At 27.5% G+C, this 26,640-nt stretch carries 24 protein-coding genes; 20 read left to right on the top strand and 4 right to left on the bottom strand.

Annotation, left to right across the window (positions count from 1 at the left end):
- Positions 1-49: 49 nt before the first annotated feature.
- From QP548_RS14870 to eutH, 3 genes are all read left to right on the top strand, one after another.
- Complete coding sequence (locus QP548_RS14870) at positions 50-1,429, top strand: S1C family serine protease (RefSeq protein ID WP_061429129.1); 1,380 nt, start codon at positions 50-52, stop codon at positions 1,427-1,429.
- 242 nt (positions 1,430-1,671) lie between these two features.
- Positions 1,672-2,001, top strand: a complete 330-nt coding sequence (locus QP548_RS14865) for a PTS sugar transporter subunit IIB (protein WP_011010832.1) — start codon at positions 1,672-1,674, stop codon at positions 1,999-2,001.
- Positions 2,002-2,163: 162 nt separating this feature from the next.
- Positions 2,164-3,288, top strand: a complete 1,125-nt coding sequence (eutH, locus tag QP548_RS14860) for an ethanolamine utilization protein EutH (protein ID WP_061429128.1) — start codon at positions 2,164-2,166, stop codon at positions 3,286-3,288.
- A 125-nt stretch (positions 3,289-3,413) separates the two neighbouring features.
- On the opposite strand, the gene QP548_RS14855 is transcribed toward eutH, so the two are convergent.
- A complete protein-coding gene (locus QP548_RS14855) occupies positions 3,414-4,442 on the bottom strand; it encodes an FAD:protein FMN transferase (RefSeq protein ID WP_061429127.1) in 1,029 nt (342 codons plus the stop codon).
- Positions 4,443-4,476: 34 nt separating this feature from the next.
- Positions 4,477-4,920, bottom strand: coding sequence for an FMN-binding protein (locus tag QP548_RS14850; protein WP_061429126.1), 444 nt, complete (start codon positions 4,918-4,920; stop codon positions 4,477-4,479).
- 140 nt (positions 4,921-5,060) lie between these two features.
- Here QP548_RS14850 and QP548_RS14845 point away from each other — a divergent pair, with 140 nt between their 5' ends.
- Positions 5,061-5,432: a NusG domain II-containing protein gene (locus tag QP548_RS14845; protein ID WP_061429125.1), complete on the top strand. Its 372-nt coding sequence runs from the start codon at positions 5,061-5,063 to the stop codon at positions 5,430-5,432.
- Positions 5,433-5,633: 201 nt separating this feature from the next.
- Entirely contained in the window at positions 5,634-6,164 is a 531-nt protein-coding gene (locus tag QP548_RS14840) for a Gx transporter family protein (RefSeq protein WP_081109966.1), read from the top strand.
- 226 nt (positions 6,165-6,390) lie between these two features.
- Here QP548_RS14840 and QP548_RS14835 read toward each other — a convergent pair whose 3' ends face one another.
- On the bottom strand, positions 6,391-7,536 hold the full coding sequence (locus QP548_RS14835) for a glycosyltransferase family 4 protein (protein ID WP_061429123.1): 1,146 nt from the start codon (positions 7,534-7,536) through the stop codon (positions 6,391-6,393).
- A gap of 128 nt (positions 7,537-7,664) precedes the next feature.
- Here QP548_RS14835 and QP548_RS14830 point away from each other — a divergent pair, with 128 nt between their 5' ends.
- From QP548_RS14830 to QP548_RS14820, 3 genes are read left to right on the top strand one after another with little or no spacing between them, the layout of a single operon-like run.
- On the top strand, positions 7,665-8,672 hold the full coding sequence (locus QP548_RS14830; RefSeq protein WP_061429122.1) for a CotS family spore coat protein: 1,008 nt from the start codon (positions 7,665-7,667) through the stop codon (positions 8,670-8,672).
- 7 nt (positions 8,673-8,679) lie between these two features.
- On the top strand, positions 8,680-9,363 hold the full coding sequence (locus QP548_RS14825) for a hypothetical protein (protein ID WP_061429121.1): 684 nt from the start codon (positions 8,680-8,682) through the stop codon (positions 9,361-9,363).
- A 15-nt stretch (positions 9,364-9,378) separates the two neighbouring features.
- Positions 9,379-10,407 carry a CotS family spore coat protein gene (locus QP548_RS14820; RefSeq protein ID WP_061429120.1) on the top strand — a complete coding sequence of 343 codons (1,029 nt, stop codon included), beginning with the start codon at positions 9,379-9,381 and terminating at the stop codon, positions 10,405-10,407.
- A gap of 181 nt (positions 10,408-10,588) precedes the next feature.
- Here the strand turns inward: QP548_RS14820 and QP548_RS14815 are convergent, their stop codons facing one another.
- Entirely contained in the window at positions 10,589-11,716 is a 1,128-nt protein-coding gene (locus QP548_RS14815) for a glycosyltransferase family 4 protein (protein ID WP_061429119.1), read from the bottom strand.
- A 108-nt stretch (positions 11,717-11,824) separates the two neighbouring features.
- Here QP548_RS14815 and QP548_RS14810 point away from each other — a divergent pair, with 108 nt between their 5' ends.
- The 12 genes from QP548_RS14810 (at position 11,825) to rho (ending at position 26,618) form a co-directional block, all read left to right on the top strand.
- Positions 11,825-12,829 (top strand): CotS family spore coat protein, encoded by a 1,005-nt coding sequence (locus tag QP548_RS14810; RefSeq protein WP_061429118.1) that lies wholly within the window; start codon positions 11,825-11,827, stop codon positions 12,827-12,829.
- 203 nt (positions 12,830-13,032) lie between these two features.
- A complete protein-coding gene (gene yabG / locus QP548_RS14805) occupies positions 13,033-13,920 on the top strand; it encodes a sporulation peptidase YabG (RefSeq protein ID WP_061429117.1) in 888 nt (295 codons plus the stop codon).
- Positions 13,921-14,082: 162 nt separating this feature from the next.
- The gene (locus tag QP548_RS14800) at positions 14,083-14,319 is read left to right on the top strand and encodes a Veg family protein (RefSeq protein WP_003462688.1); all 237 of its coding nucleotides are present in this window, start codon (positions 14,083-14,085) and stop codon (positions 14,317-14,319) included.
- Positions 14,320-14,680: 361 nt separating this feature from the next.
- Positions 14,681-16,243 (top strand): DUF3794 and LysM peptidoglycan-binding domain-containing protein, encoded by a 1,563-nt coding sequence (locus QP548_RS14795; RefSeq protein WP_061429116.1) that lies wholly within the window; start codon positions 14,681-14,683, stop codon positions 16,241-16,243.
- 99 nt (positions 16,244-16,342) lie between these two features.
- Positions 16,343-17,170, top strand: coding sequence for a cyanophycinase (locus QP548_RS14790; protein ID WP_003452400.1), 828 nt, complete (start codon positions 16,343-16,345; stop codon positions 17,168-17,170).
- A complete protein-coding gene (gene cphA, locus QP548_RS14785; protein WP_061429115.1) occupies positions 17,157-19,781 on the top strand; it encodes a cyanophycin synthetase in 2,625 nt (874 codons plus the stop codon). Before QP548_RS14790 ends, cphA begins: the two co-directional genes overlap by 14 nt.
- A gap of 135 nt (positions 19,782-19,916) precedes the next feature.
- On the top strand, positions 19,917-20,783 hold the full coding sequence (ispE, locus tag QP548_RS14780; RefSeq protein WP_003471015.1) for a 4-(cytidine 5'-diphospho)-2-C-methyl-D-erythritol kinase: 867 nt from the start codon (positions 19,917-19,919) through the stop codon (positions 20,781-20,783).
- Between the two features lie 69 nt (positions 20,784-20,852).
- Positions 20,853-21,482, top strand: coding sequence for a stage II sporulation protein R (gene spoIIR, locus QP548_RS14775; protein WP_003470853.1), 630 nt, complete (start codon positions 20,853-20,855; stop codon positions 21,480-21,482).
- A 45-nt stretch (positions 21,483-21,527) separates the two neighbouring features.
- Positions 21,528-22,508: a queuosine synthesis gene (locus QP548_RS14770; protein ID WP_061429114.1), complete on the top strand. Its 981-nt coding sequence runs from the start codon at positions 21,528-21,530 to the stop codon at positions 22,506-22,508.
- A gap of 22 nt (positions 22,509-22,530) precedes the next feature.
- Entirely contained in the window at positions 22,531-22,950 is a 420-nt protein-coding gene (locus QP548_RS14765) for a DUF1934 domain-containing protein (RefSeq protein WP_003452275.1), read from the top strand.
- A 337-nt stretch (positions 22,951-23,287) separates the two neighbouring features.
- On the top strand, positions 23,288-24,895 hold the full coding sequence (locus QP548_RS14760; protein ID WP_003452392.1) for a CTP synthase: 1,608 nt from the start codon (positions 23,288-23,290) through the stop codon (positions 24,893-24,895).
- 262 nt (positions 24,896-25,157) lie between these two features.
- Positions 25,158-26,618 (top strand): transcription termination factor Rho, encoded by a 1,461-nt coding sequence (rho, locus tag QP548_RS14755; protein ID WP_061429113.1) that lies wholly within the window; start codon positions 25,158-25,160, stop codon positions 26,616-26,618.
- Positions 26,619-26,640 lie beyond the last annotated feature (22 nt).

Below are 26,640 nucleotides of genomic sequence, written 5' to 3'. Positions count from 1 at the left end.
ATGGTTATTATAAACATGTGGAAAACAAATGTTTAGGAGGGTATGAATAATGAGTGATTTCAATAAAAAAGATGAAAACTTAAATGACTACTTTGGTTTTGATGATAAAGAAAATAAAACTTTAGATTCAGATAAGGACATAGAAGATAAAGAAAATATAGAGTCAAATAATGATACGAAGCAAACTAACATAGATGAAACTCAGCAATTAAATATAGATAATAAAATTAATTCAAAAGATGAAGTTAAAAGAGAGGAAGATAAAAACTCCTCTGATATAAAAGCAAAAAGCTCAAAAGAATCTAATGATAATAGTAAAAACAAAAAAGTAAAGAAAAAGAGTGGATTTAAAAGAGGAATAGCCTTAGTAGCAGGCGCTGTTATAGTAGCTATGCTTGGAGGTGTTATAGGAGCTGGAGGAGTTTATTATGCCTTCAAAAATAGCATACCAGTAAGTAAATTAGAGAATAATAGTAATACTTCAGCTAATCCACCAGAATTTAAAGGGGAAGATGGAGCATTAACTGTTCCACAAGTAGTTGAAAAAGTTACACCTGCCGTTGTAGGAGTATCTACAAAGAGCTTAGTAAGAGATCAATTCTTTAATGTAAAAGAACAAGAAGGATTAGGATCTGGATTTATAATAAATGAAGAAGGATACGTAGTTACAAACTACCATGTTATAAATGGAGCTCAAGAAGTTAAAGTAATATTCTCTGATGGAAAAGAAGTAAATGCTAAGGTTGTAAATTACGATGCAGAAAGAGATATTGCAGTAATAAAAATAACAGACGATGTTAAAATGCCTGGAATAGCACAATTAGGAGATTCATCTACAGTTAAAGCTGGTGAAGAAGTAATTGCTATAGGAAATCCTCTAGGAAAAGAATTTAGTTCAACAGTAACTAAGGGTATAGTAAGTTCACCAAATAGAAAGATGAAGACTGAAAACGGAAATGTATTAGATTATATACAAACAGATGCAGCTATTAACCCTGGTAACAGTGGTGGTCCATTAATAAACTCTAAAGGAGAAGTTATAGGAATAAATACCGCTAAAAAAGTTGGTGAAGATATTGAAGGTATAGGATTTGCAATTCCTATAAATGAAGTTAAAACAAGATTAGGTTCATTATCAAAACCAATATTAAAACTTGGTATTACAGCTAGAACTGTTACTCCAGAATTAGCAAAAGAAAATAAGCTAGAAGAAGGAGTTTATGTTGTAGGAGTACAAGAATTTAGTCCAGCAGAAAAAGCAGGATTAAAAATAGGGGATTTAATAATTGAATTTGGCGGAAAAAGAGTAAAAACTTTAGAAGAATTAAATCAAGCTAAAAGTCAATATAATGACGGAGATTCAGTACCAGTTGAAGTAATTAGAGATGGTAAGAAAGTCAACTTAAATTTAACATTAGTTGCTAATTAGTTTAATAAAGGATGTATATCAAATAAATTTTATTACCTTGATATATGTCCTTTTTTATTTTAAACAAAAAAAATGTAAAATTTTAGATAAAAATGAAATATATCCAATAAAATTGATTGTTAATTATTATATTTGACTATAGAATAGTAGTAATAGTCATTTTAAATTAAATATATATTTTATCTAAAATAAAAAAATATATGGTGTAAGCAAAGAAAGGTATTAATTTAGGGGGATTATATATGAAAAAAGTAGTATTATTATGTACACTAGGAATGTCTACATCTTTATTAGTTTCTAAAATGAGAAAAGCTGCAAATGAATTAGGGATTGATTGTTCTATAGTTGCAATAGGAGAATATGAGCTTAAAAAATATGAAAAAGAGGCAGATATAATAATGTTAGGACCTCAAGTAAGGTATTTATTTAATAGTTTAAGAAAAAAAGTAGATAGTAATATACCAATAACTCTTATAAATAGTGCAGATTATGGAACGATGAATGGTAATAAGATTTTAAATCAAGCCTTAGCACTAATGGATAATAAGGAATTATCCACAAATAATTTGTAAGAAATTTTAATAGGGGATCGTATAAGAAGTCTTTTTAAAAAGGGCCTTATACGATTCTTATTTATATATTTAATAAATTGAAAATTTAAATATATATATATTGAATTGAATAAGTTAGTCAAATATACTAAAAAAATAGTGAGGTTTTAAGGAGGAGAGTATTTGGAGAAATTAGTGCTTGGTATAATAGGTATTTTCTTTGTAATTAGTGGATTTGATTACATAAATAATAATAAATTGGGGCTGGGAGATAAATTTAAAGATGGAATGATATCTATGGGATCAATAGCTATATCCATGGTAGGGATATATTCTCTTTCGCCTTTAATAGGAGAAGGCATAGGATTCTTATTAACTCCAATAAGCAATTTTATAGGAATTGATTCATCCATATTTCCATCAATGTTTTTAGCTGTAGATATGGGAGCTTTAGGAATTGCAGAAAGTTTATCATCAAATATTCACATGTATTGGATTTCTGGGGTAATAATAGCTTCGACTTTAGGGGCTACCATAAGCTTTTCTATTCCATTAGCTTTAGGAATTATAGAGGAGAAGTATCTTGAAGACCTAACAACAGGTTTATTATATGGAATAATGACTTTACCTATAGCGCCAATAGTTGCAGGCTTATTTTTAGGAGTTGATATTAAATTATTACTATTTAATATTTTTCCATTAATAATATTTGCTATATTATTAGCAGTTTTTATGAATAGGTTTAAAGATACGACAGTGAAATTCTTTATTAAATTAGGTAAGCTTATACAGCTTGTTAGTATATTAGGGCTTTTAGTTTTAGGATTTTTATCTATTTTAGGAATAAAGCCTATAGGAAGTATTTTACCTATAGATGAGGCTTTAAGTGTGGTTGGTAAAATAGCTATATTCTTAGGAGGAGCATATCCTTTAATTAATTTTATAACAGAAAAATTTTCAAAAGTCTTAAGTAAAATAGGAGAAAAGATAAATATAGATGAGTTTTCTATTGCGGCTTTTTTAGGAACTCTTGCTTCAAATATAATATTATTTCAAAGTTTTAATAAGATGAGTTCTAAGGGAAGAATAGCCTTAACTGCCTTTAGTGTAAGTGGAGCCTTTGTAATTGGAGGACAGCTAGGTTTTGTATCTCTTAAGACACCTGAGATTATAAATATTTATATAGCATCAAAATTAATAGCTGGTATAACTGCCATGGTTGTAGCTTTAATAGTACATAGAAAGACAGAAGAAAACTTAAATGATGAAAGTCAAAGTGAAGAAAATATTCCAGTTTTAGAATCTTAATTTTTTAAGGATAAAGTCCTATAGTTTTTTTAAAATAAACATTTAATTAGAACATAGCTTTTTATTTAAAGGAAATATTAATTTTAATAAAAAGCTATGTTTTAATAATTTATATAAATTTTTGTTTAATTTGCTATTTTAAAAGAATTATCAAGTAATTTAAAATTATTTTTTAGTCCCTTTGATATGAAGATTTCTTTAGATTTAGTTACAAAAATACCTTCTATTTCAGGAAGTGATTCAATTAGCTCTAAGCCATCTGAAAGGCCCATACCAAAGGTTGAGGTTGAAAGGGCATCACCATCTATAGATTTTGAAGAAACTATGGTTACAGAAGCTAAATTATTATCATAGGGATATCCAGTTTTAGGATTTAAAATGTGATGATATTTAGTATTATTAATTTCTAAATAACGTTCATAGATCCCAGAGGTAACTACTGATTTATTACATATACTTAAAGTTCCTAGGGGAGCACCTCTGTTTTCAAAAGGATTTTGTATTCCTATTGTCCAATTTTCATTTTTGTTTTTCTTACCTAGGGCAAAAATATTGCCACCTAAGTCAATAATAGCCTTAGATATACCTTCATTTATTAATATATCTGAAATAAGATCTGCTATATATCCCTTAGCTATAGCACCTAAGTCTAAAACCATATTTTCTTCTTTTAAAAATACAGTGGTATTTTCCTTATCTAAAATAATATTTTCATAATTTATTAATCTTATAGTATCTAGTATTTCATTATCATCAGGAACTCTTGCATCTTCACTTCCTATTCCCCATAGCTTAACTAAAGGCCCAATAGTTATATCAAAGTTTCCTTTAGAAGCTTTAGAGTATTCTAGTGATTTTTCTATTATGTCAAAGGTAGTTTTGGTAACCTTTACTGGTTCTATACCAGACTTTTCATTTATTTTATTAATTTCAGAGTTTTGTATATTTAAACTTAACAATGATTCAATTTCACTTATTTTATTAAATGCCTTATCTATAATTCTTTGATCAAATTTATCGTATAAAGTTATATTTACTATTGTCCCCATAAAAAAACTAGATTTGCTTATAGGTTCTTTTTTTATGGAGCATCCATTTAAAGTGAAAGTTAAAATCATACATAGAAAAATACAAATATGTCTTAAGTTCTCCATTTTACCCTCCTAGAAATAAGATAATATGTTTTACCTAGTCTACTAAAGTTGCTTCAGTTTTTCCCTCTTCAGCATTCTTTAATACTTTCTCAGCTAATTTTTTGAATTGATTAGAAGAACTTGTTGCTCCTGTAATAACATCTATGTCAGAAGATTGTTTTTCTATTAAGGATTTTTCAAGTTGAGGTTCATATTCAGCAGGTCCAATTCCTGAAACTCCTATCATTTTTTCATTATAATCTTTATCTTCACGTTTCATAGCATTAGTTTCACCATTAAATTCATTATATTTTGCTTCAGTTATTTTACCCTCTGAAACTTTTATGCTTAGTTTAGCTTTATAACCATGATCATCGGCCTTAGCAGTTTCTACAGTATAGTCCCCATCTTTTAATTTAGAGTTGTTTGAAGCTCCACAAGCAATAAAGTTAGAAGCTACTAAAGTAGATAATATAAGAGCAAAAAATTTCTTTTTCATAAATTCCTCCTAAATAATTTTGTTACTATAAATATACTTTTTAATATTAAAAAAATTCCTTAAAGAGTAATAAAACAAATAATTTTAACTTTAAAATCATATATACATAACAAGGAACTGTTAATATGGGAGAGTTTATTATGAAAAAGTGGGATTTGATTATAATTATAGTTTTAATAATTCTATCTTTAATGCCTATTAGACTTCTTATTTCAAATAATAATAGTGGAGATTTAAAAAGAGTAATTATAAGTGTTAATGGAGAAGAATATGAAAGTTTAGAGATTAAGGAAAATCTTAATAAGATTATTAAAATTGAAGAGGGATTAGGGGTTAATGAGATTTGTATAAATAAAGGGCAGGTATATATGAATCATTCAAATTGTACAGATAAAGTATGTATGAAACAAGGAAAGATAAGTAAGATAGGAGAAAGTATAGTATGTCTACCTAATAGGGTTTTTATTGAAATTAAAGGTGATGAAGAAGGAGAGTGCATATTATCTTACTAAGAAATTAAGTTTAAATCAAAAAGCTTAGGATTTAAATTTTATAATACTATAGAATTTTAGTAACAAAATTTAGATTATTTAGTATTTAATAAAATAGAATTCTAATAAGGTGCAACAGATAAGATGGCTAAGACAATGAGGTGTTCAATAAAATAAAATTCTAATTGGAGTATTAATAATTAAAAAGGGGAGTTATATATCATGAAGACTAAAAAGTTAATTTATATAGGGGTATTAGTTGCACAAGCTTTAGTTTTATATATTTTTGAAAGTATGATACCTATGCCTTTTATTACTCCAGGAGCAAAGTTAGGATTAGCTAATTTAATAGTGGTTATAGGAATATATACCTTAGACAATTATAAAGAATGCCTATGGTTAATATTTTTGAAATTAATTTTATCAACCCTTATTATGGGCTCAGTTTCTACATTTATTTTTGGATTAGGAGGAACGATTTTAAGTTTCTTAGGAATGATTTTAACTAAGAATATATTAAAAGAAAAGGTATCGGCTATTGGAGTTAGTACTGTTGGGGGAGTATTTCATAATTTAGGACAATTAATTGTTACAGCTATTGTAATTAAAAATATAGGCATACTAAGTTATCTTCCTTTTCTATCTATAGCAGGTATAGGAACTGGCATTTTTATTGGAATAACAGCTAACTACCTATTAAAGCATATGAAAGCTTTAAATAACTTAGATTATCATAGAAACATGGCAAATTAAATTGCTTTTAGGAAAAATTATAAAGTTATCAATTAAAATATCTTTATGAAAATAAAAACTTATAAATAATATTAAGAGAATATTTAAATGAATTTTAGACATTAATCTAGTTTATAAAATAATTGTTCTTTAAATTAAACTTTAGACTTTCATTTAAAATTCATTAATTCTCATAATATATTTATAAGTTTTATTTATTAACTGTAATTTTTAAAAAAATAAATTTTTATGCTTTTATTAATGAGTTTTTAGAGATTTCTATTACCTTCTTATATACCTCTAAGGTTTTCTTTGCTGTTTTTTCCCAAGTAAATTCTTTGCTTCTTTCAAAACATATATCTTCTAAATTATTTCTAAGTTTTGAATCATTTAATAGATTTTCTAGTTTTGAAGATAATTCCTTAGGGTTATTTGGATCAACTAAGCTTTCTTTAAAGGGAACAACTTCAGGAATAGAAGTTATATTTGAGGTTAAAACGGCAGTCTTACAACTCATAGCTTCTAAAGGAGGTAAACCAAAACCTTCATATAAAGAAGGATAAACAAAGAGGGTAGTTGCGTTATACAAGGTTGGTAAATATTCATCCTCTATAAATCCAGTGAAAATAACCTTATCTTTTATAGGTAAACTTTCAGTATATGTCTTTAATTTTAATCCCTCGTCTCTTAATCCACCTACAATTAAAAGTTTATAATTTTCATCAATATTTTTATGAATATTGTTAAAGGCATCAACTAGTCCTCTAACATTTTTTCTTAAGCTAAAGCCCCCTATATACATAATAAATGGTCCATTAAAATTAAATCTTTTATTAACATCAAATAGGCATTTTTCTTTATCTAAAGGTTTATAATTTTCATTAGCTGCCAGTGGAGTTACAAAAATATTTTCAGCAGGAAAGTGTGGGAAAAATCTTAGAATATCACTTTTAGAGTATTCTGATACAGTGATTATTCCTGTTGAATTATCAATTATTTCAGGCATACTTTGAAGAAATTTTTTTAAGTAACCTTTACCAACAGTTTCAGGTAAAATGTAAGGAATTAAGTCATGAATAGTAACTAATTTTGCAAAGTTTCCTTCAGAGGAAAGTCCAAGTCCATTTTGAGGAAGGTGAAGCAAATCTATATTTTCTTTTATTCCATAGGATGGTATATAGTAATCTTCAAAAAAACGTTGATGTTTTCTAGAAGACATTATTATTTTAGTATTTTCACTTTCAAACTCAGGTATTTTTTCTCCAGAGCATAATAAATCATAAGATGAATCCTTATCTAATTTTAATATGTTTGTTAATAGGTTATATGTGTATGTTCCTATACCTGTCCCTCTATACCAAGTTGCACCTCTTGCATCTATTAAGTTATACATTAAGATTCCACTCCTTAGAAAAATAATCATTATAATTAATAATATTAATAAATAATATAAAATGTGCATGTAACAAGAAGAATTTAAGGAACATATACTAATTAAAAAGTGACAGTAGGAGTAAGTTTATGGAACATGATTATATAAAGGATAAAATCTTACTTAACTATGGTATAGAAAGCAAAGAAGTAATAAAAGTGAAAAACACATATAAAGTTATAACCAGTGATGAGGAGTATTGTTTGAAGGTAATAAAGTATCAATATCCTCATTTTTATTTTATAGTTTCTGCTCAAAAGCATCTTATGAAAAATGGTTTTAATTCAATTCCTAAAATATTAGATACTGTTTGCGGAAAAGATTATGTAAGGCTAGATGATAAATTAGCTTATTTAACTCCTTGGGTAAAATGTAGAGAATGTGATTATAAAAATAAGTTGGATTTAAGCTTAGCAGCGAAAAAGCTTAGTGAACTACATAATAGTAGTGAAGGGTTTGTTATAAATAGAGATCTTAAGCCTAGAATAGCATGGGGTAAGTGGTATAAGATCTTTGAAACAAGGGGAGAAGAAATTCTTGATTTTAAAAAAAGAATATATCAGAAAGCATATATGTCAGAATTTGATAAGTTATATCTTTCTATTATGGATGAGGAGTTAAAAAGAGTTGAAAGAACACTTTCTCATATAAAAACTAGTGGATATTTTGACTATATGAAAAAGGAAGTTAAAAAATTAGGCTTTTGTCATCATGACTATGCAAATCATAATGTGCTTTTATTAGAAAATAATGAAATAAATATAATAGACTTTGATTACTGTATTTTAGATTCTCACTTACATGATTTAAGTAGCCTATGCATTAGAACAATGAAAGAGGGGAGATGGGACTTAAATTTATTTAAATATATAATAGAGAGTTATTCAAAGAATAAAGAAGTAAGGAATGAAGAGTTTCCTATTATGGCTTCTTTTATTGAATTTCCTCAAGCTTATTGGCAATTAGGACTTCAATATTATTGGGAACAACAGCCTTGGGAAGAAGAACATTTTTTAAGGAAACTAGGTAAATACGAAAAAGATAGAGAGTTTAGACAGAACTTTGTTGATGAATTAAGCAATTTTACTTTGAGGTGATTTAAATTTGAGTGAAAAATTAGAATTGTTTTTAAGAGAAAATAATATAGAGGTATTACCTAGAAAAGAAATAGAAAGAGAAAAAAGAGAATTAAGATTTTATGATCCATTAGAATATTTAAATACACTAAGTGAGATTCACAAGGAATTTTTTAAAGAGGAAAATAGGATAAGATTTAAATTTAGAAATGAAGTGTGGAAACAGGTTCAAATTTTTAAACTTTGGAGTAGAAGAGTAGAGAGAATAGAAGACAGTAATAAATTGATTAATAAGGTCTTAGATGCCTCAAAAAAAAGCTTAGAATGTATTTATAATATTAATTATAAAGAGCTTATAAGAAGAGCTATGGAAAGGGAAGAAGTATGTATTGGTAGGATATATTATGAAGTTAAGAATGGAGACAAAAGGATTTTTATAAAAAATACAGAGGATATAAAATTTAATATGGTGGAAGAGGATTATTATAACTATTTAAAAAAGATAAGAGGAAACTATAAGGATGAATTAAAGGATTTACTTCTTGAAGTAGTAGAGAAAGAAAACTTAGATTTTAAAAGTTATGTTTATATAAACTCATTGATTCAGTATCCATATAATTCAATGAGGTATTTGCAAAATAATTATATAAAGGATTTAAAGATTAAAAGTAATGAATTAGAAGAATTATTAGTTAAAGATTATCTTATATAGTAGGGGGAGAGGTTTATGAATAAGATTAGATATAAAGATGAGAAATATTTATGTAGATATGATTTAGATATTAAATTATTTGAAGCTTTAGGACTAGATATATTTGATTTAAGACCAAATAGAAATGTATTTTTATTAGATACAAAACAAGGTAAGAAGATTTTAAAGATGATAAATTATGATGATGACAGATTAAACTTTATAATCCATTCAACAGAGTACTTAAGGGAAAGATATGATGGTATATTAAAAATAAATAAGCTTACAAATGGAGAGTGGAGATTCAAATGGAAGGGAAATGATTATATATTATTAGACTACTTTGAAGGAACTGAATTTAATATAGCTAATCCAATCGAATTAGAAATAATAACAGAGGCAGTAGCTAAACTTCATAATGCAGGAAGAGGAATTCAAGAGGCTACTTCAAAGGAAATGAATGAAAAAAATAGTGAGCTTTTTAAGTTAAAAGATTATTTTATAAATAGCAAAAAAGATTTAGAAAAACTAAAGGAATTAGTGGGGAAATATAAGTATAAAAATGAATTTGATGAAATTTTTATAAAAGAAGTAGATTATCATTTAAGTGATGTAAAGAAGTGTATAGATTTATTAGAAAAGAGTAAATATGATGACTTATGTAGAGATAAAGAAAAAATAACTTTATGCCATAATGATCTTGCATATCATAATATATTATTTAATCAAAATAATGTAAGCTTTATAGACTTTGATTATTGCAATATAAATTTAAGGGTTATAGACTTATGTAATTTTATAATTAAGAGTATAAAAAGATTTGGATTTAGTTTAGAAATGTATGATTCAATTATAGAAAAGTATGATAATTTAAACAACTTATCAAAGGAAGAAAAAGAGTTAATGTATATATATTTAAGATTCCCTCATGATTTTTATACTGTTTCAATGCAATATTATCATAAATTAAAGGATTGGAAATATGAGTCATTCTTAAATAAATTAGAAAGAAAATTAGAGTATACAAAGGAAAAGGAAATTTTATTAAATCATATAAATAAATAATAAAACTAAGAAAAAGGTACTGTATAAAATAACTAATAAAACTTATAAATTGATTCTTAGAAGTAAGAAATTCTATTAAGTCTATAAGTTTTATGTTTAAATTTTTATACAGTACCTTTTCATTTTAAAATAATAAATTTTTTATAAGACATATTAAAACTAAATTTTAGAGAGTATATTTTTAAGTTTGTGAAGAAATATGTTTGTAGACCTCAAGTGTATTATAAGCAGTTTTTTTCCAATTAAATTTACTTGAATGACTTAGACCTTTATAAATCATAAGGGAATAAAATTTATGGTTATTTAATAAAGTAAGTATATTTTCCTTTATTTCATCAACATCATAAGGATCAACTAAAAGAGCAGCATCTTGGCATACCTCAGGCATTGAGGTTAAATTAGATGCTATTACAGGGGTTCCACAGGCCATGCATTCTATAGGAGGTAATCCAAAGCCTTCATAAAAAGAAGGATAAACTAATGCTTTACTGGCACTATAGAATATAGGCATATCTTCTATAGGAATAAATCCAGTAAAAATAACAGATGAAGATAAATTTAACTCATCTACTTTTTTTCTGTAAATTTCATATGAAGGTCCCTTAGTTCCTATAATGACAAGCTTTAAATCTCTTTTATAAGAATTTTTTACTAGGTTAAAGGCTTCAATAAGTCCTAAAATATTTTTTCTAGGACTAAAACCACCTACATATAATAAAAAATCCCTATCTATACCATAGTGTTTTTTTAGATATTGAGATGAGTGGAATTTATTTAATGGGGTATATATTTCTTCAGCAGCCAAATGAGTAACAAATATTTTTTCCTTTGGGTAGGAAAAAGTTTTACTTATATCTTCTTTAGAAAAGTTAGAAACTGTAATAATTCCATCTGTGTTATCTAAAATATTTTGTATATTTTCATTAAAAATTTTTAAAAAGGTTTCACTAACTGTATCAGGCATTTTCATAGGGATAATATCATGTAGGGTAATTACGGTCTTTATATCATTAGGTTTTGAAAAGCCTATACCATTTTGAGGAATATGATATACATCACCTATAATATTTTCTTTAGGATTTTTTGTATTTATAAATTCCCAAAAGTTTTTCTTATCATTTGTACTTGAGGATAAATAATTAAAGTTATTCTTTTTAGGTAATTTTAGAGAGGATGCTTCTGGAGTAAGTATGTTATATTCATTTAAAAAATCTATCTGGTGTAGATTATTTATTATTTGATAAGTGTAGTTACCAATTCCAGTACCACGGTATAAGGTAGCTGCCCTTCCATCAATACATATTTTCATAGCATATGTCCTTTCAGTATAAATATATATTATTATATTTATATATGGAATAAAATGTTAATAAAACAAGAGGTTGTTACATATAAATATGGTAGGGGGTGAATAGATATGATGAGAGAGTTTGAAATAGAAAGACAATTTGATATTAAAATAGAAAAATTAAAACCTAATAAGGGTGTATATTATTTAAAGAGTAATAAGGGTGACAGGTGTTTAAAAAGGATAAACTATGGAACTCAAAAACTTCTTTTCGTTTATGGAGCAAAGGAGCATTTAGCTAAAAATGGATTTGAACATATAGATAGATATTTCTTAAATATTGAGGGTGAACCGTATGCTCTAGTAAATGAGGATTTATATACTCTTTCAAATTGGATAAAGGGAAGAGAGTGTGATTTCACTAACATAGAAGAGGTTAAATTAGCTGCTAAAAAGTTAGCTGAATTACATGAAGCCAGCAAGGGATATGATCCACCAGAAAACTCAAAATTAAAAAGTGACTTAGGAAGATGGCCATATCTTATGGAGAAGAGAGGCAAAGCCTTAGAAAAAATGAGAGGAATGGCTAGAAAGAAAAATTTAAAAAAAGATTTTGACATTATTTATATAAAAAATGTTGATTTTTATAAGGAGTTAGCAATAAGAGCCACAAAAATATTAAATAATTCAAAGTATTTAAGTTTATGTGAGGAAGCAGAGGCTGAGAAAGTATTTTGTCATCATGATTATACTTATCACAATATAATAATTGGAGATGATAATGAAGTATATATAATAGACTTTGATTATTGTAAAAGAGAAATAAGAACATATGACATAGCTAACTTCATGAAGAAGGTTTTAAAAAGAGTTGACTGGAATATTGAATATGCAGAGGCCATAATAGATTCTTATAATACAGTAAGTCCATTAAGAGAAGAAGAATATGAGGTATTATATGCATACTTGTTATTCCCTCAAAGATATTGGAGACTTGCAAATAGATACTATTACAATGAAGTTATGTGGGGACAAAATATCTTTATAAATAAAATAAACAACATAATTAATGAGAAAGAAAGTTATATGAAATTTATTGAAGAATTTAAAAGTAAATATAACCAAGTTGGATAATTATATTTTAGGTGCCTACTAATTAGGCACCATTTTTTATTTTGCTTTATAGTTAATTTTAATATTAATTTTATTAAATTTTTAATAGATATTTTTTAATTTAAATAAAAAAACAATAAATTACATGAGGAGATGGCTTCATCACACTTACAAATAAATCTTCATATTATGATAATAGGACTATATAAGTTAGGAGAAGGTATATGAAAGTTGGAGATTTAGTAGTAAGAAAATCATATAGTAAGGATATAACTTTTAAAATTATAGATATTAAAGAGAATGGGGAGGGAATAACTTATATTTTAAAGGGACTTCATATAAGGATAATAGCTGACTCTAAGGGAGAGGATTTAGAAAAAGTTGAGGATGACTTTGCTGGAGATAAAGATAAATCCTTTGATTCTAAAATGAATGATATTATTAAAAAAGTAATTTTAAGTAGAGAACAGAAAAATAATCAATTAATGACAAGAGGAAGTGAAGAGGATAATTTAAAAAGGACAGAAAAAGAAAAAGGGTTGGTATTTGGAAGACCTGGGAGAATACTTCATATAGATGGAGATCCATCATATATGGAAACCTGCTTAAAGGCGTACAAGCAATTAAACTTAAATGCTGTAGGAATAGCAGTATCTGAAAGAGAACAACCTTTAAAAATTTTATCTTTAGTTAAGGAATATAATCCAGATATAGTTGTATTAACTGGCCATGATGGGGTTCTTAAAGATTCAAAGGGAATGCTTGATTTAAATAATTATAGAAACTCAAAGTATTTTATTGAATCTGTAAAAATTTTAAGAAATTATAATTCAAGTTATGATGAGCTTGTTATTTTTGCTGGGGCTTGCCAATCTTGTTATGAAAGTATTTTAGAAGCAGGTGCTAATTTTGCAAGTTCACCTAATAGAGTACTTATACATTGTTTAGATCCAGTTTTAGTATGTGAAAGAGTTGCATATACAAGAATAGATGAGATTGTTTCAATAAAAGATGTTATAGAAAACACAATAACTGGAATAAAGGGAGTTGGTGGATTACAAACTAGAGGAAAATATAGGGAAGGTTATCCAAAATCCCTATATTTAAATTAATAGAATAAAATAAGACATTTAAGTTAATAATATAATTGGATGTTTTAGTTTAAATATAGTATATTTTTGTTGACAAGACATGGACTTATATAGTAAAATTATTTATTTATTGAAAAAACATCCCCTTTAGTGTATAATGTATAATAGAAAGAGGGTGTTAAAATGAGTACCAGACTTACATTGAATTCCATCAGAAAAAGCATAGAAGATCACGTAGGTGAGAAAGTTAAGCTAAGAGCTAATGGTGGAAGAAAAAAGATTTTGGAAAATGAAGGAATACTAGAAAGTGTTCACCCAAGTATTTTTGTAGTTAGATTACAAAAAGACACCCAAAGGAAAGTGACATACAGTTATTCAGATGTACTTACAAAAACGGTTCAACTAGATTTTGTTGGTTAAATAAAAAAGTTAGCTAATTAAATTAGCTAACTTTTTTGTTTTATTTATTTAACAAAAAAAAGAAAGATGGTGGGTTTCCATCTTTCAACTATGGTATAAAAGGGTATTGAGAATTTATGAGAGGTTATATGGTCAATAACCATCTTTATAATACGACATATTTTTTAGTATGTCAACACTTTAAATAAAAAAATGTCGAAAAAAGATAAAAAATTTTTAATTTTACTTTAAAAAGTTATGTAAACGTTTATAAAATATGGGTTTCAATAAAAAAATAAATAAAGTATCAATAAGAAGAATTATCATAAATTAATTATCATACATATATATTATAGTATTAGATTATTTAGGAGGGATACATTTGGTTAATTTAGATATTATTAAAGAAAGTCTTGGGTTTGAGAAGGTCTTAAGTGAAAACTCTTTAGATATACCTTTTAGAGAAGAATACTTAATACCAGATACTCAACCGGATGTTCATGATGTACTTTCAGTTGATACTAAAGTATATGTGCTTAACAGAGAAGTTCAAAGTGATAGAGTATTATTAGAATATGAAGTTGAGTGTAATATTATGTACTTAGCTAGGGAAGAAGAAGGTTTAGGGATAAATAGCGTTATTTATAAAGAAAAAAATTCTAGCTTTATTGATATAGCTGGGGCTGAACATAGTATGATGTGTGATATGGAATGTGATTTAGAACATATCGATGCGAACATAATCAATGAAAGAAAGATAAGAGTAGAAGGAAAACTAAGAACCAAGTATAGGGTTTATAAAGAAGAAAAAATAGATGTTGTTAAAGAATTAGATGGTTTAGGAGATTTACAAATAAAGAGAAAACCAGAGAGTATAGAGAAGAATATTACAAATATGGTTTGTTCAATGAGTGGACAATTACCTATAAACGTAGGTATGGATAAACCTCAAATAGGAAAAATAATAAAATGTGGATATATGCTTCATAGACAAGAGATAAAATTAGGAGAAGATAAAGTACAAGCATCTTGCTTGGCTAAAATTAATGTTCTTTATAGAGCTTATGATTCTAGAGAGGTTGTAGCTTTAGAAGAGGATTTATATTTATCTAATGATGAAGAGGTTGTAGGTGTAAATTCAGATATGAATTGTAATGGATACTTCGAAATCAAAGGTCATGATGTGAAGATTTCTCAAAATGATTTAGGAGAAAGTAGAATAATAGATATTAATTTATCTGTTGATGCAAATGTTGCAATATCAAAATTAGAATTTGCAGAAACAGTTGAAGATTTATATTCACCAACGCAAAATGTAATGCCTTTAAAGGAAGTTTGCAAGATTAATATGGCTGTTAGTGAAAATTCAAATGAATCAGTAATAAAAGGAAATATAGACTTAGGGAAAAATGGATTAGATGCCACTCAAACCGTTGATTGCAAAGGTAAAATAGTAGATATGGAAAGCTATTTTATGGATCAAAAGGTTGTTATAAAAGGTAATTTATCTGTTGAATCAATATACAAGACAACTGATGAGGAAAAGGGACTTAATAAAGTAAGTGGAGAAATTCCTTTTGAAGTTGCTTTAGATATGCCAAATTCTCAGTCTGGTATGACTTTTGATACTAAGGCTAATTTAGAAGATTTACAATGTAGTATAGAAGGAAATAGCTTAGCAGTTAAAGCAGTAGTATATTTTTATGCTAAATGTTCAGATGTTTTTGATAAAGAATATGTTAAAGATATTGAACAAAATGATGACACTGTTGAAAAGAAAGCATCCATTACTATATACACAATTCAAAAAGGTGATACTTTGTGGAATTTAGCAAAAAAATACAAGACAACAATAGATACTTTAGTTAAATTAAATGATATAGAAGATCCAGATTCTATATATGCTGGCGATAAAATTATGATTCCAGGAAGAGCAGTTTTATAAAAAAAAGAGTTTTACGATATTATGTCGTAAAACTCTTTTTTATGAATAAATATAAATTTTATGGCAAAAATAAGAAATGCATGATTTGAGGTGAATAATTTGAAAAGTAGTAGTAAAAAAAATTTAATAATAATAGGTGGAGCAGAAGATAAAAAAGGGGAAAAGATTATATTAAATTTTGTAGCAGATAAATTTAAAGAATCTGAAGGAATTATGTTGATTGCAACCATAGCTACAGAATCACCTAATATAGTCATAGAACAGTATAAAAATATATTTTCAAGTATGGGAATAAGAGAAATCAAAGAGCTTCGTGTCATAGAAAGAGAAGAAGCTTTTGATGAAAATAATATTTCTTTAGTAAATGAGGCTTCAGTAATATTTTTTACTGGAGGAGATCAGCTTAGAATAACTAGTTTAATTGGGGGAACTCCTCTTTATGATACATTACAAAAAAGAAGTAATGAGGGATGTTACTTTGTAGGAACATCAGCAGGGGCTTCTGTTATGAGTGATGTTATGATAGTTGGTGGAGAAGAAGAGGAGTCACCTAAAAAGAGTACACTAAATATGTCTGCAGGATTAGGTTTAATTAAAAATACTCTTATAGATCAACACTTTGCTCAAAGAGGAAGGATAGGTAGATTATTATCAGGAGTGTGCCAAAATCCTGAAGTTTTAGGAATTGGTATAGATGAAGATACTGCTATAGTAATTAATGATGATGAATTAACTGTAATTGGTAGTGGAGCAGTTTATTTTGTAGATGGAAGAAATATTGAATATACAAATGTATCTGAGAAAAGACAAGATGAGGTATTTAGTATATTTAATATAAAGTTACATGTATTAACAGCAGGCAAAAAAATGAATTTATCAACTAGGGTGCCTTTTGAGGAGGAAAGAAATAAAAATGAAGATAAATAATCAACGTATCTTTGAGGGAAGAAACATATATTCACATAGAAAATGTATTAGATTAGATGTTGATTTAGAGGGATATTGTGAAACTCCTACTAAAGATATTGATGGATTCAATGAAAGGTTATTAAGTTATGTTCCAGAGTTATATACTCATAGATGTGGAATAGACATAGAAGGTGGATTTGTTCAACGCTTAAAAGAGGGAACATACTTAGCTCATGTTTGTGAACATACAATTATAGGAATACATAATAAACTAGGTATAGATATAAAATATGGAAAAGCAAGAGAAATAAAGGATGATTTTTATTACATAATATTTGAATATAAATTAAAAAGAACAGCAATATTAATAGCTGAATTAGCCATAGATCTCATAAATTCAATAATAAAGAAAAAAGATATTAACTTTGATGAAAGAATAGAAATAATAAAGAGAGTTATTATGGAAGAGAGCATAGGGCCATCAACAAAGGCTATATGTGATGCGGCTAAAGAAGTTGGTCTTCCTATAATTACAGTAGGAAACGAAAATTTATACCAAATAGGTTATGGAAAAGCAGGAAAGAAGTTTAGTGCCACTATTGGCAATAATACAAAGGGAATTGCTATAGATATAGCCTGTGATAAAATGCTTACAAAAGAACTTTTAGATATACAGAACTTGCCTGTTGCCAGAGGAGAAAAGGTATTTAACACAATACATCTTCTTGAAGTGGTTAATAGAATTGGGTATCCTGTAGTATTAAAACCACAATGGGGAAGCAAGGGTAATGGAGTTTTTGTAAATATAAATAGTGAAAAAGAACTTTTAAGAGCCTATGCTGAAATCACAAAAGAATGTAAAGAAATAATGATAGAAGAATATAAGGTTGGAAATGACTACAGAGTAATGTTAGTGGATTATAAGGTAGTAGCAGTTTCTTTAAGAAAACCACCATATATAACAGGTGATGGAGTAAGAACTATTAGAGATTTAATAGAAGCTATGAATGCTAATCCGCTAAGAGGAGAAGGGCATGAAAAACCTTTAACAAAGGTTAAAATAGATGAAGAATTAATAAATAGATTAAGCAAGCTAGGATATTCCTTAGATTCAGTTTTAGAGTATGGAGAAAAAGTTACCTTAAGAGGAAATGCAAATCTTTCTACAGGTGGAAGTGCTGAGGACTATACTGACTTAATATGTAAAGAAAATATTGAAATTTGTGAAAGAGCAGCTAAAACTATTGGTTTAGATATATGTGGTATAGATATTTGTGCAAAATCGATAGCAGAACCTCTATATGAAAATGATGGAATAATCTTAGAAGTTAATGCTGCACCAGGAATAAGAATGCATCATTTTCCTACTATAGGCAAAGAAAGAAATGTAGGAAGAAAAATTTTAGATAATATGTTTAAAGAGAATTATTCTAATATTCCTATTATTTCAGTTACAGGAACCAATGGGAAAACTACTACAGTAAGATTAATATCTTATATTTTAAATTTAATTGGGTTTAATGTAGGATGTACAACAACTTCTGGAGTTAAAATAGGTAACAAATATATACATAAAGGTGATGATACAGGATATGATAGTGCAAGGTCTGTATTATTAAATCCAGAGGTTGATGTAGCTGTTTTAGAAAGTGCAAGAGGTGGCTTAGTAAGAAGAGGATTAGCTTATGATTTAGCAGATGTAGGAGTAATAACTAACATAAGAGAGGATCATTTAGGAATAGATGGAATAAATGATATGGAAGATTTGTCTTTTGTAAAATCCTTAGTTGGTGAAGCTGTAAAAGATAATGGATATTCAGTTATAAATGCTGATGATGAATGGAGCTTAAAAGTTTTAGATAGGATTAAAAAGCCTAAAATATTATTTTCAATGAATGAAAATAATAAATACCTACAGGAAAATTTAAAACAGGGAAATCCTATTGTATTTTATAGGGATGAAACTATATATGTAAAAAATAGAGGTAAAGAATATAAAATAGCTTCCGCAGAGGAAATGAAGTTTACTATGAATGGTAAACTAAAGCATAATATAGAAAATGCTATGGCAGCTTGTGCAGCCTTAGTTGGAATAGAAGTTGATTATTGCATCATATCTAAAGGTCTAAAACAGTTTAAATCTTGTGAAGAAGACAACAGAGGAAGGTTTAATATGTTTGACGTTAATGGTGTAAATGTAATATTAGATTATGGTCATAATATTGATGGATACAAGGTGGTTATAGACTCTCTTAAAAATCTTGGTTTAAAAAATATAACTGGAATAATAGGGGTTCCTGGAGATAGAGATTTAAATACTATGAAAGAAGTTGGTAGAATAAGTGGAGACTTTTTTGATTCCATAGTAATAAAAGAGGATAAAGACTTAAGAGGAAAAGATAAAGGTGAGGTTGCTAGTATAATAAACGAAGGTGTATTATCATCAAATAGAAAAGATTTAAATGTAAAAATCATATTGTCAGAGGAAGAAGCACTTAGAGAAACTTTAAAGTTAGCTAAAAAAGGTGAAACTATTATAATGTTTTTTGAAGATTACGAATCTCTATATGATATAATAAATGAATTTAAAAATAAGGGCACAAAAGATTTAAAAAGTGCTAGCATATAGTAAAAATAATTTAAAAGAGAAATCTTCTAGTAGGTAATTTAGAAGATTTCTCTTTATTTTAATTAACTCTTTATGTTTTTAGAAGAAAATAATATAATTATATTTAGCTTTAATTAATGTAAGAAGGGTGATTATATGAAAATGAAGGCTTATGCAAAAATAAATATAGCCTTAGATGCTATTGGAAAAAGAGAAGATAACTATCATTTATTAAGAATGATAATGCAAACAGTAGATTTGTATGACGTTATAGATATAGAGAAAAGTAATGATAGTAATATAAGCATTTCTTGTAATAAGCATTATGTCCCTACAGATGAAAGAAACTTAGCATACAAAGCGGCAGTGTTATTTAGAGATGAATTTAATATAAAAGATGGTGTAAAAATTAATATTAAGAAGAATATACCTGTAGCTGCAGGTATGGCTGGTGGAAGTACTAATGCGGCGGCAGTTTTAGTTATAATGAATAAGCTTTTTAATGTAAATGCTAGTTTAGAAGTGTTAAAAGAAATAGGACTAAAAATAGGAGCAGATGTTCCATATTGTATTGAAGGTGGAACTGCTTTATGTGAAGGAATTGGAGAGATTATAACACCTTTAAAACCTTTTGAAAATAAAATATTAGTTGTATTAAAACCTAATTTTGGGGTATCTACTAAAGAAGTTTATACAAATTTAGATATAAATAAGATAAGAAAACATGTTAATATAGAAGGCTTAATTCAAGCTATGGAAAATGATGATTTAGATTATGTATCAAAAAATATGAAAAATGTTTTAGAAAATGTAACTCTAAAGAAGCATACTATATTAAAAAATATAAAAGAAGACATGAGAAAAAGTGGAGCATTAGGTGCAATGATGAGTGGAAGTGGACCTACTGTATTTGCTTTTTTTGATGATATGCTAACAGCTCAGAGAGCTTTTGAATTTTTAAAAGGAAAATATAAATATTCAGATGTATATATAACAAGAACTATAAATAGCAATAATTTATAAAAAAATATTTTTTTATTGTATATAAAAAATACTCCTTGGTAATAATCAAGGTATCAGGGGGTGTTTGTTATGAAAAAAATATTATCAGTTTTATTTTTAGGAGTTATATGTTTATTTATAGTAGGAAGTTCTTTAAATACTAGACAAGCTTTAGGTGTTACAGAGGAAAATATTGTTGAAGATATAAGTGAAAAGTTAATAAGATTTCATGTTTTAGCCAATAGTGATAGTGATATAGATCAAGACTTAAAACTTAGAGTTAAAGATGAGGTATTAAAATATATTTCACCTATATTAAATGAATCACAAAGTTTAGAGGAGTCTAGAGAAATATTAAAAAGAGAAGATAAAAACATTATAAAAATAGCTGAAGATTATATTAAATCACAGGGATTTGATTATACTGTTGAAACAACATTAACAAGAGAAAATTTTCCTGTTAAAGAATATGGCAATATAGTTTTACCACAAGGAGAATATGAGGCTTATAGAATACTAATTGGCGAAGGAAAAGGTCAAAATTGGTGGTGTGTTATGTTTCCGCCTTTATGCTTCATAGATGTTACTAAGGGACAAGTTGCCTATGATGAAACAGAGAAAAAGATGAAGGATGTATTATCAGAAGAAGAATTTAAGAGTGTTAATAAAAAGGAAAATAACGTAAATTTTGAATTTAAGGTAATTGATTTATTTAAATAAAAGAATTAACATATGATAATAAAGTGATTTTTAGGAGGAAAAAATATGACTAGAGCATTAGCCATGGTTTCAGGTGGATTAGATAGTATATTAGCTGCAAAGTTAATAAAGGATCAAGGAATAGAGGTAATAGGAATCTGTTTTAAATCTTATTTCTTTAATGAAGAGAATGCAAAGAGAATGTGTAAACAAATAGATATGCCTTTAGAGGTAGTAGATTTTTCAGAAGAACATTTTGAAATGGTTAAGGACCCTAAACATGGTAGGGGAAAAAATATGAACCCATGTATAGATTGTCATGCAATGATGATGAGATATTCAGGAGAATTATTAAAAAAGTTTGACGCTGACTTTATAATAACTGGTGAAGTTTTAAACCAAAGACCAATGTCTCAAAATAGACAAGCATTAAATACTGTTAAAAAAGAATCAGGATTTAGTGAAAAAATCTTAAGACCATTATGTGCTTTAAACTTAGAGCCTACAGAGATGGAGTTAAATGGCTTAGTAGATAGAGAAAAATTATTAAAAATATCAGGTAGAAGTAGAAAGGCTCAAATGGAGCTTGCTGAAAAGTGGAATATAGTTGATTATCCATCACCAGCAGGGGGATGTAAATTAACAGAGCCTGGATATGCAATAAGATTAAGTGATTTACTTGATAATCAAGAAACAGTAGCTAAGGATGAAATTGAAGTTCTTAAGTATGGTAGACATATGAGAATATCACCAAAAAATAAAGTTATAGTAGCTAGAAATGGTGAAGAGTGGAAAGAAATAGTTAAGTTTAAAAGAGAAGATGATATTTTAGTAACATCTAAAAATTCTACTGGGGCTCCTGTTATATTAAGAGGAGAATTTAATAAAGAAGATTTAGAAACTGCTGCTAGAATATGCGGAAGATATTGCAAAGAAAAAGATAGCGATGCTGTTGAAATAAATTATGAGAAAAATGGAGAGATTAATACAATAACAATAACTCCATTTAAAGATGAAGAACTTAAAAAATATATGATAAATCAATAATTGATTTAGAAAGGATATTATTATGAGTAAAAAAGCTATAATATCAATATGTAGCACTCAAGATATTGGAGAAAAAGAAAAAATAGAAGTTGTAACTGTTGGAGAATTTTCTATTAATGGAGATGAATTTATAGCTACTTATGATGAAACTGAAATATCAGGAATGGAAGGAACAAAAACAACTCTAAAAATAAAAGGTGATAAAGTTGTATTACATAGAGAAGGAACAACTAGTACAAAGATGGAATTCCAAAAAGATAATACACAAGTAGCTCTTTATAATACTCCTTATGGAATGTTAGAGCTTAAGACATCAACAAAAGAGTTAGATTTAGATGTTAATGAAAAGGGAGGAAACATCTCTATAAAATATCATCTAATAGCTGGTGGACAAGAACCTATAAAAACAAATCTTGATATGAAAATAAAAGTAGAAGATTAATCTTTAAATAAAAAATAAGGCTATACCAAAAGGTGTAGCCTTATTTTTATAAGTTATTTATTTTTAAAATAAAAAAAGTTGAAAGATTTCAACTTATAAATTCAAATATTAATAATTAATTTTATTAAATGTGAGTAAAATATAAATAGTAAACGTTCTATAAATAAAAAATTAAAAAAACACAAAAAAAGTACTAGACTTCTACATTAACTTTTGATAGAATATCTACTATGTTATTAAAACAAGCAATAAAAAACCCATTCTAAATGAGGTAATTATCATTATAAATGAAATAAAGAACGATGTCAAGCATAAATTTATATTAGGAGGAAAAGATATGAGCAAAAATACTAAGTACGTATTTGTAACAGGTGGAGTTGTTTCTTCATTAGGAAAAGGAATAACAGCTGCTTCATTAGGAAGATTATTAAAAAATAGAGGATTAAGTGTAAGTATTCAAAAGTTTGATCCATACCTAAACATTGACCCAGGTACAATGAGCCCATACCAACATGGAGAAGTTTTCGTAACTGATGATGGTGCTGAAACAGACTTAGACTTAGGTCACTATGAAAGATTCATAGATGAAAACTTAACTCAAAACTCAAATGTTACTTCAGGTAGAGTTTACTGGTCAGTAATATCAAAAGAGAGAAAAGGTGAATACTTAGGAGGTACTGTACAAGTTATACCTCACATAACTAATGCTATAAAAGATAGAGTACATAGAGTAGGAAAAGAAAGAGATGTAGATGTAGTAATCACTGAGATCGGTGGAACAATAGGTGATATCGAATCATTACCTTTCTTAGAAGCTATAAGACAAATCAAATATGATGTAGGTAAAGAAAATGTTTGTTTCATACATGTTACATTAGTACCTTACTTAGGAAAAGCTGGTGAGTTAAAAACAAAACCAACTCAACACTCAGTTAAAGAGTTAAGAAGTATAGGAATTCAACCAGACATAATAGTTTGTAGATCAGAAAAAGAATTATCAGAAGATATCAAAAAGAAAATCGGATTATTCTGTAATATAGATGCAAGCGAAGTTATTCAAAACTTAGATGCAGAGCATTTATACGCTGTTCCTCTAATGTTACACAAAGAAGGATTAGATAGATTAGTTTGTGAAAAATTAGGTCTTGGATGCAGAGACATAGATAATGCTGAATGGATAGACATGGTTCATAGAATAACTCACTTAACTCATACAACTAAGATTGCTTTAGTTGGTAAATATGTTGAGTTACATGATGCATACATATCAGTAGTTGAAGCTTTAAATCATGGTGGATTAAGCAATGACACTAATGTTGAAATAGAGTGGATAAATGCTGAGGATGTAACTAAAGAAAATGTTGATGAATTATTAAGTGGAGTAGATGGAGTTCTAGTTCCAGGTGGATTCGGAGACAGAGGAGTAGAAGGAAAAATCGAAGCTATAAGATGGGCTAGAGAAAACAAGAAACCATTCTTAGGAATATGCTTAGGAATGCAATGTGCTGTTATAGAATACGCTAGAAACGTATTAGGATTAGAAGGAGCTCATTCATCAGAGTTAAATCCAGAAACTCCATTCCCAGTAATCGACTTAATGCCTGAGCAAAAAGATGTTGAGGATTTAGGTGGAACAATGAGATTAGGATTATATCCATGTAAATTAGAAGACAATACATTCTGTAAGGATGTTTATGCTTCAGATTTAATCTACGAAAGACATAGACATAGATATGAGTTCAACAATGAATACAGAACTCAATTAATAGAAAGCGGATTAACTATAGCTGGTACTTCACCAGATGGAAGATTAGTTGAGTGTGTAGAAGTTAAGGATCATCCTTGGTTCGTAGCAGTTCAATATCATCCAGAGTTAAAATCAAGACCAAACAGACCTCACCCATTATTCGTAGGATTTGTTGGTGCTGCATTAAACAATAAATAATTTTAGAAATATTAAGGATATCTAACTTAAATGTTAGGTGTCCTTTTTTATTTAATAATATTAGAAATAAAATCTTATAAAAATATACTATATATAGATTAGATTTTATGTGATATGATAATAATATAAATATTTAACATAAGAAATTTATACATTTTTAAATAGGATATTCGAAAGTTTCTATATATAAAAGTCTTAAGGCAATCTAAAACAACTTTTCTTTACCTTATTCCACTAATTAAAAAAGCAGGAGGTGCTTAAATTGAATATAGAACAATATGAAAATATGACTTTAGTTCAGCTAAAAGAGCAGGCTAAAGAATTAGGAATAAAAAATATAAGTAAAAAGAAAAAAAGTGAATTAATTGAGGAATTAAAAGCTGAATTTAATAAACAAAATAGCAACACTAAAGTAATACATAAAGACGGTGTTATTTTAAGAGAAAAAATATCTCAAAAAGAGCAAAGTGGAAATAAAGAAAGTTTTTCTGGTGAAAGAGTAGTTAGAAATAGCAATAATTATAATAACAATAATAGTAATTATAATAATTCAAATGATGAAGGAAAAAAAGAGCAATTAAAGGATATGATAAGTTCATCAGACTCTGCTAAGGGAATACTTGAAATACTAGATAATAATAATTTTGGTTTTTTAAGATGTAGAAATTATTTAACAAGTGAAGATGATATATATGTTTCTCCATCACAAATAAGAAGATTTGGATTAAGAACTGGAGATGAAGTTCAAGGTAAAGTTAGAATACCAAAGGATGGAGAAAAGTTTAAAGCTTTACTTTATGTAGAGAGAGTAAATGGTGAAAGTCCTGAAAAAGCAGTTGGAAGAAAGAAATTTGAAGAGTTAACACCAATATATCCAAAAGAGAGATTAAGACTTGAGACTGAAAATGGAAGAGATTTAAGTTCAAGACTTATGGATATAATTTGTCCAATAGGTAAGGGACAAAGGGGTATGATAGTTGCACCACCTAAGGCTGGAAAAACAACTCTTTTAAAAAGAATAGCTCAAAACATATCAAAGAATAATCCAGAAGTTAAACTTATAGTGCTTTTAATAGATGAAAGACCAGAAGAAGTAACGGATATGAAGAGAAGTATAGATGGAGAAGTAATCTATTCAACTTTTGATGAAGAACCACAAAACCATGCTAAAGTTTCAAGTATAGTATTAGAAAGAGCTAAAAGAATGGTTGAACAAGGAAGAGATGTAGTTATCTTAATGGATTCTTTAACAAGATTATCAAGAGCCTATAACTTAACAGTTACTCCATCTGGAAGAACTTTATCAGGGGGACTAGATCCAGGGGCACTTATAATGCCTAAGAAATTCTTTGGAGCAGCTAGAAATTTAGAAGAGGGCGGAAGTTTAACAATTTTAGCAACTTCTTTAGTTGATACAGGAAGTAGAATGGATGATATGATTTTTGAAGAGTTTAAGGGTACTGGAAATATGGAGGTACACTTAGATAGAAAGCTTCAAGAGAGAAGAATATTCCCAGCTATAGATATTTATAAATCTGGTACTAGAAAAGAAGATTTATTATTTAATGAAGAAGAAAGAGAAGCTTCATATAAAATAAGAAGAGTATTACAAAAGGAAAATAATATAGAGGATGTAGCTGAAAAGCTTATAAATTTATTATCAAAAACAAAAAATAATAAAGAGTTTTTACAAGTTGTTTTAAAAAGCAATTTAGAAAATTAAATAAGTTTTTAAAACAAAAGAA

Source organism: Clostridium sp. UMB9555A (assembly GCF_030222355.1).
GTDB classification, from domain to species: Bacteria; Bacillota; Clostridia; order Clostridiales; family Clostridiaceae; genus Sarcina; species Sarcina perfringens.
Note: the sequence above shows the minus strand (reverse complement) of the source record. Positions and strands in the feature narration are given on the sequence as shown.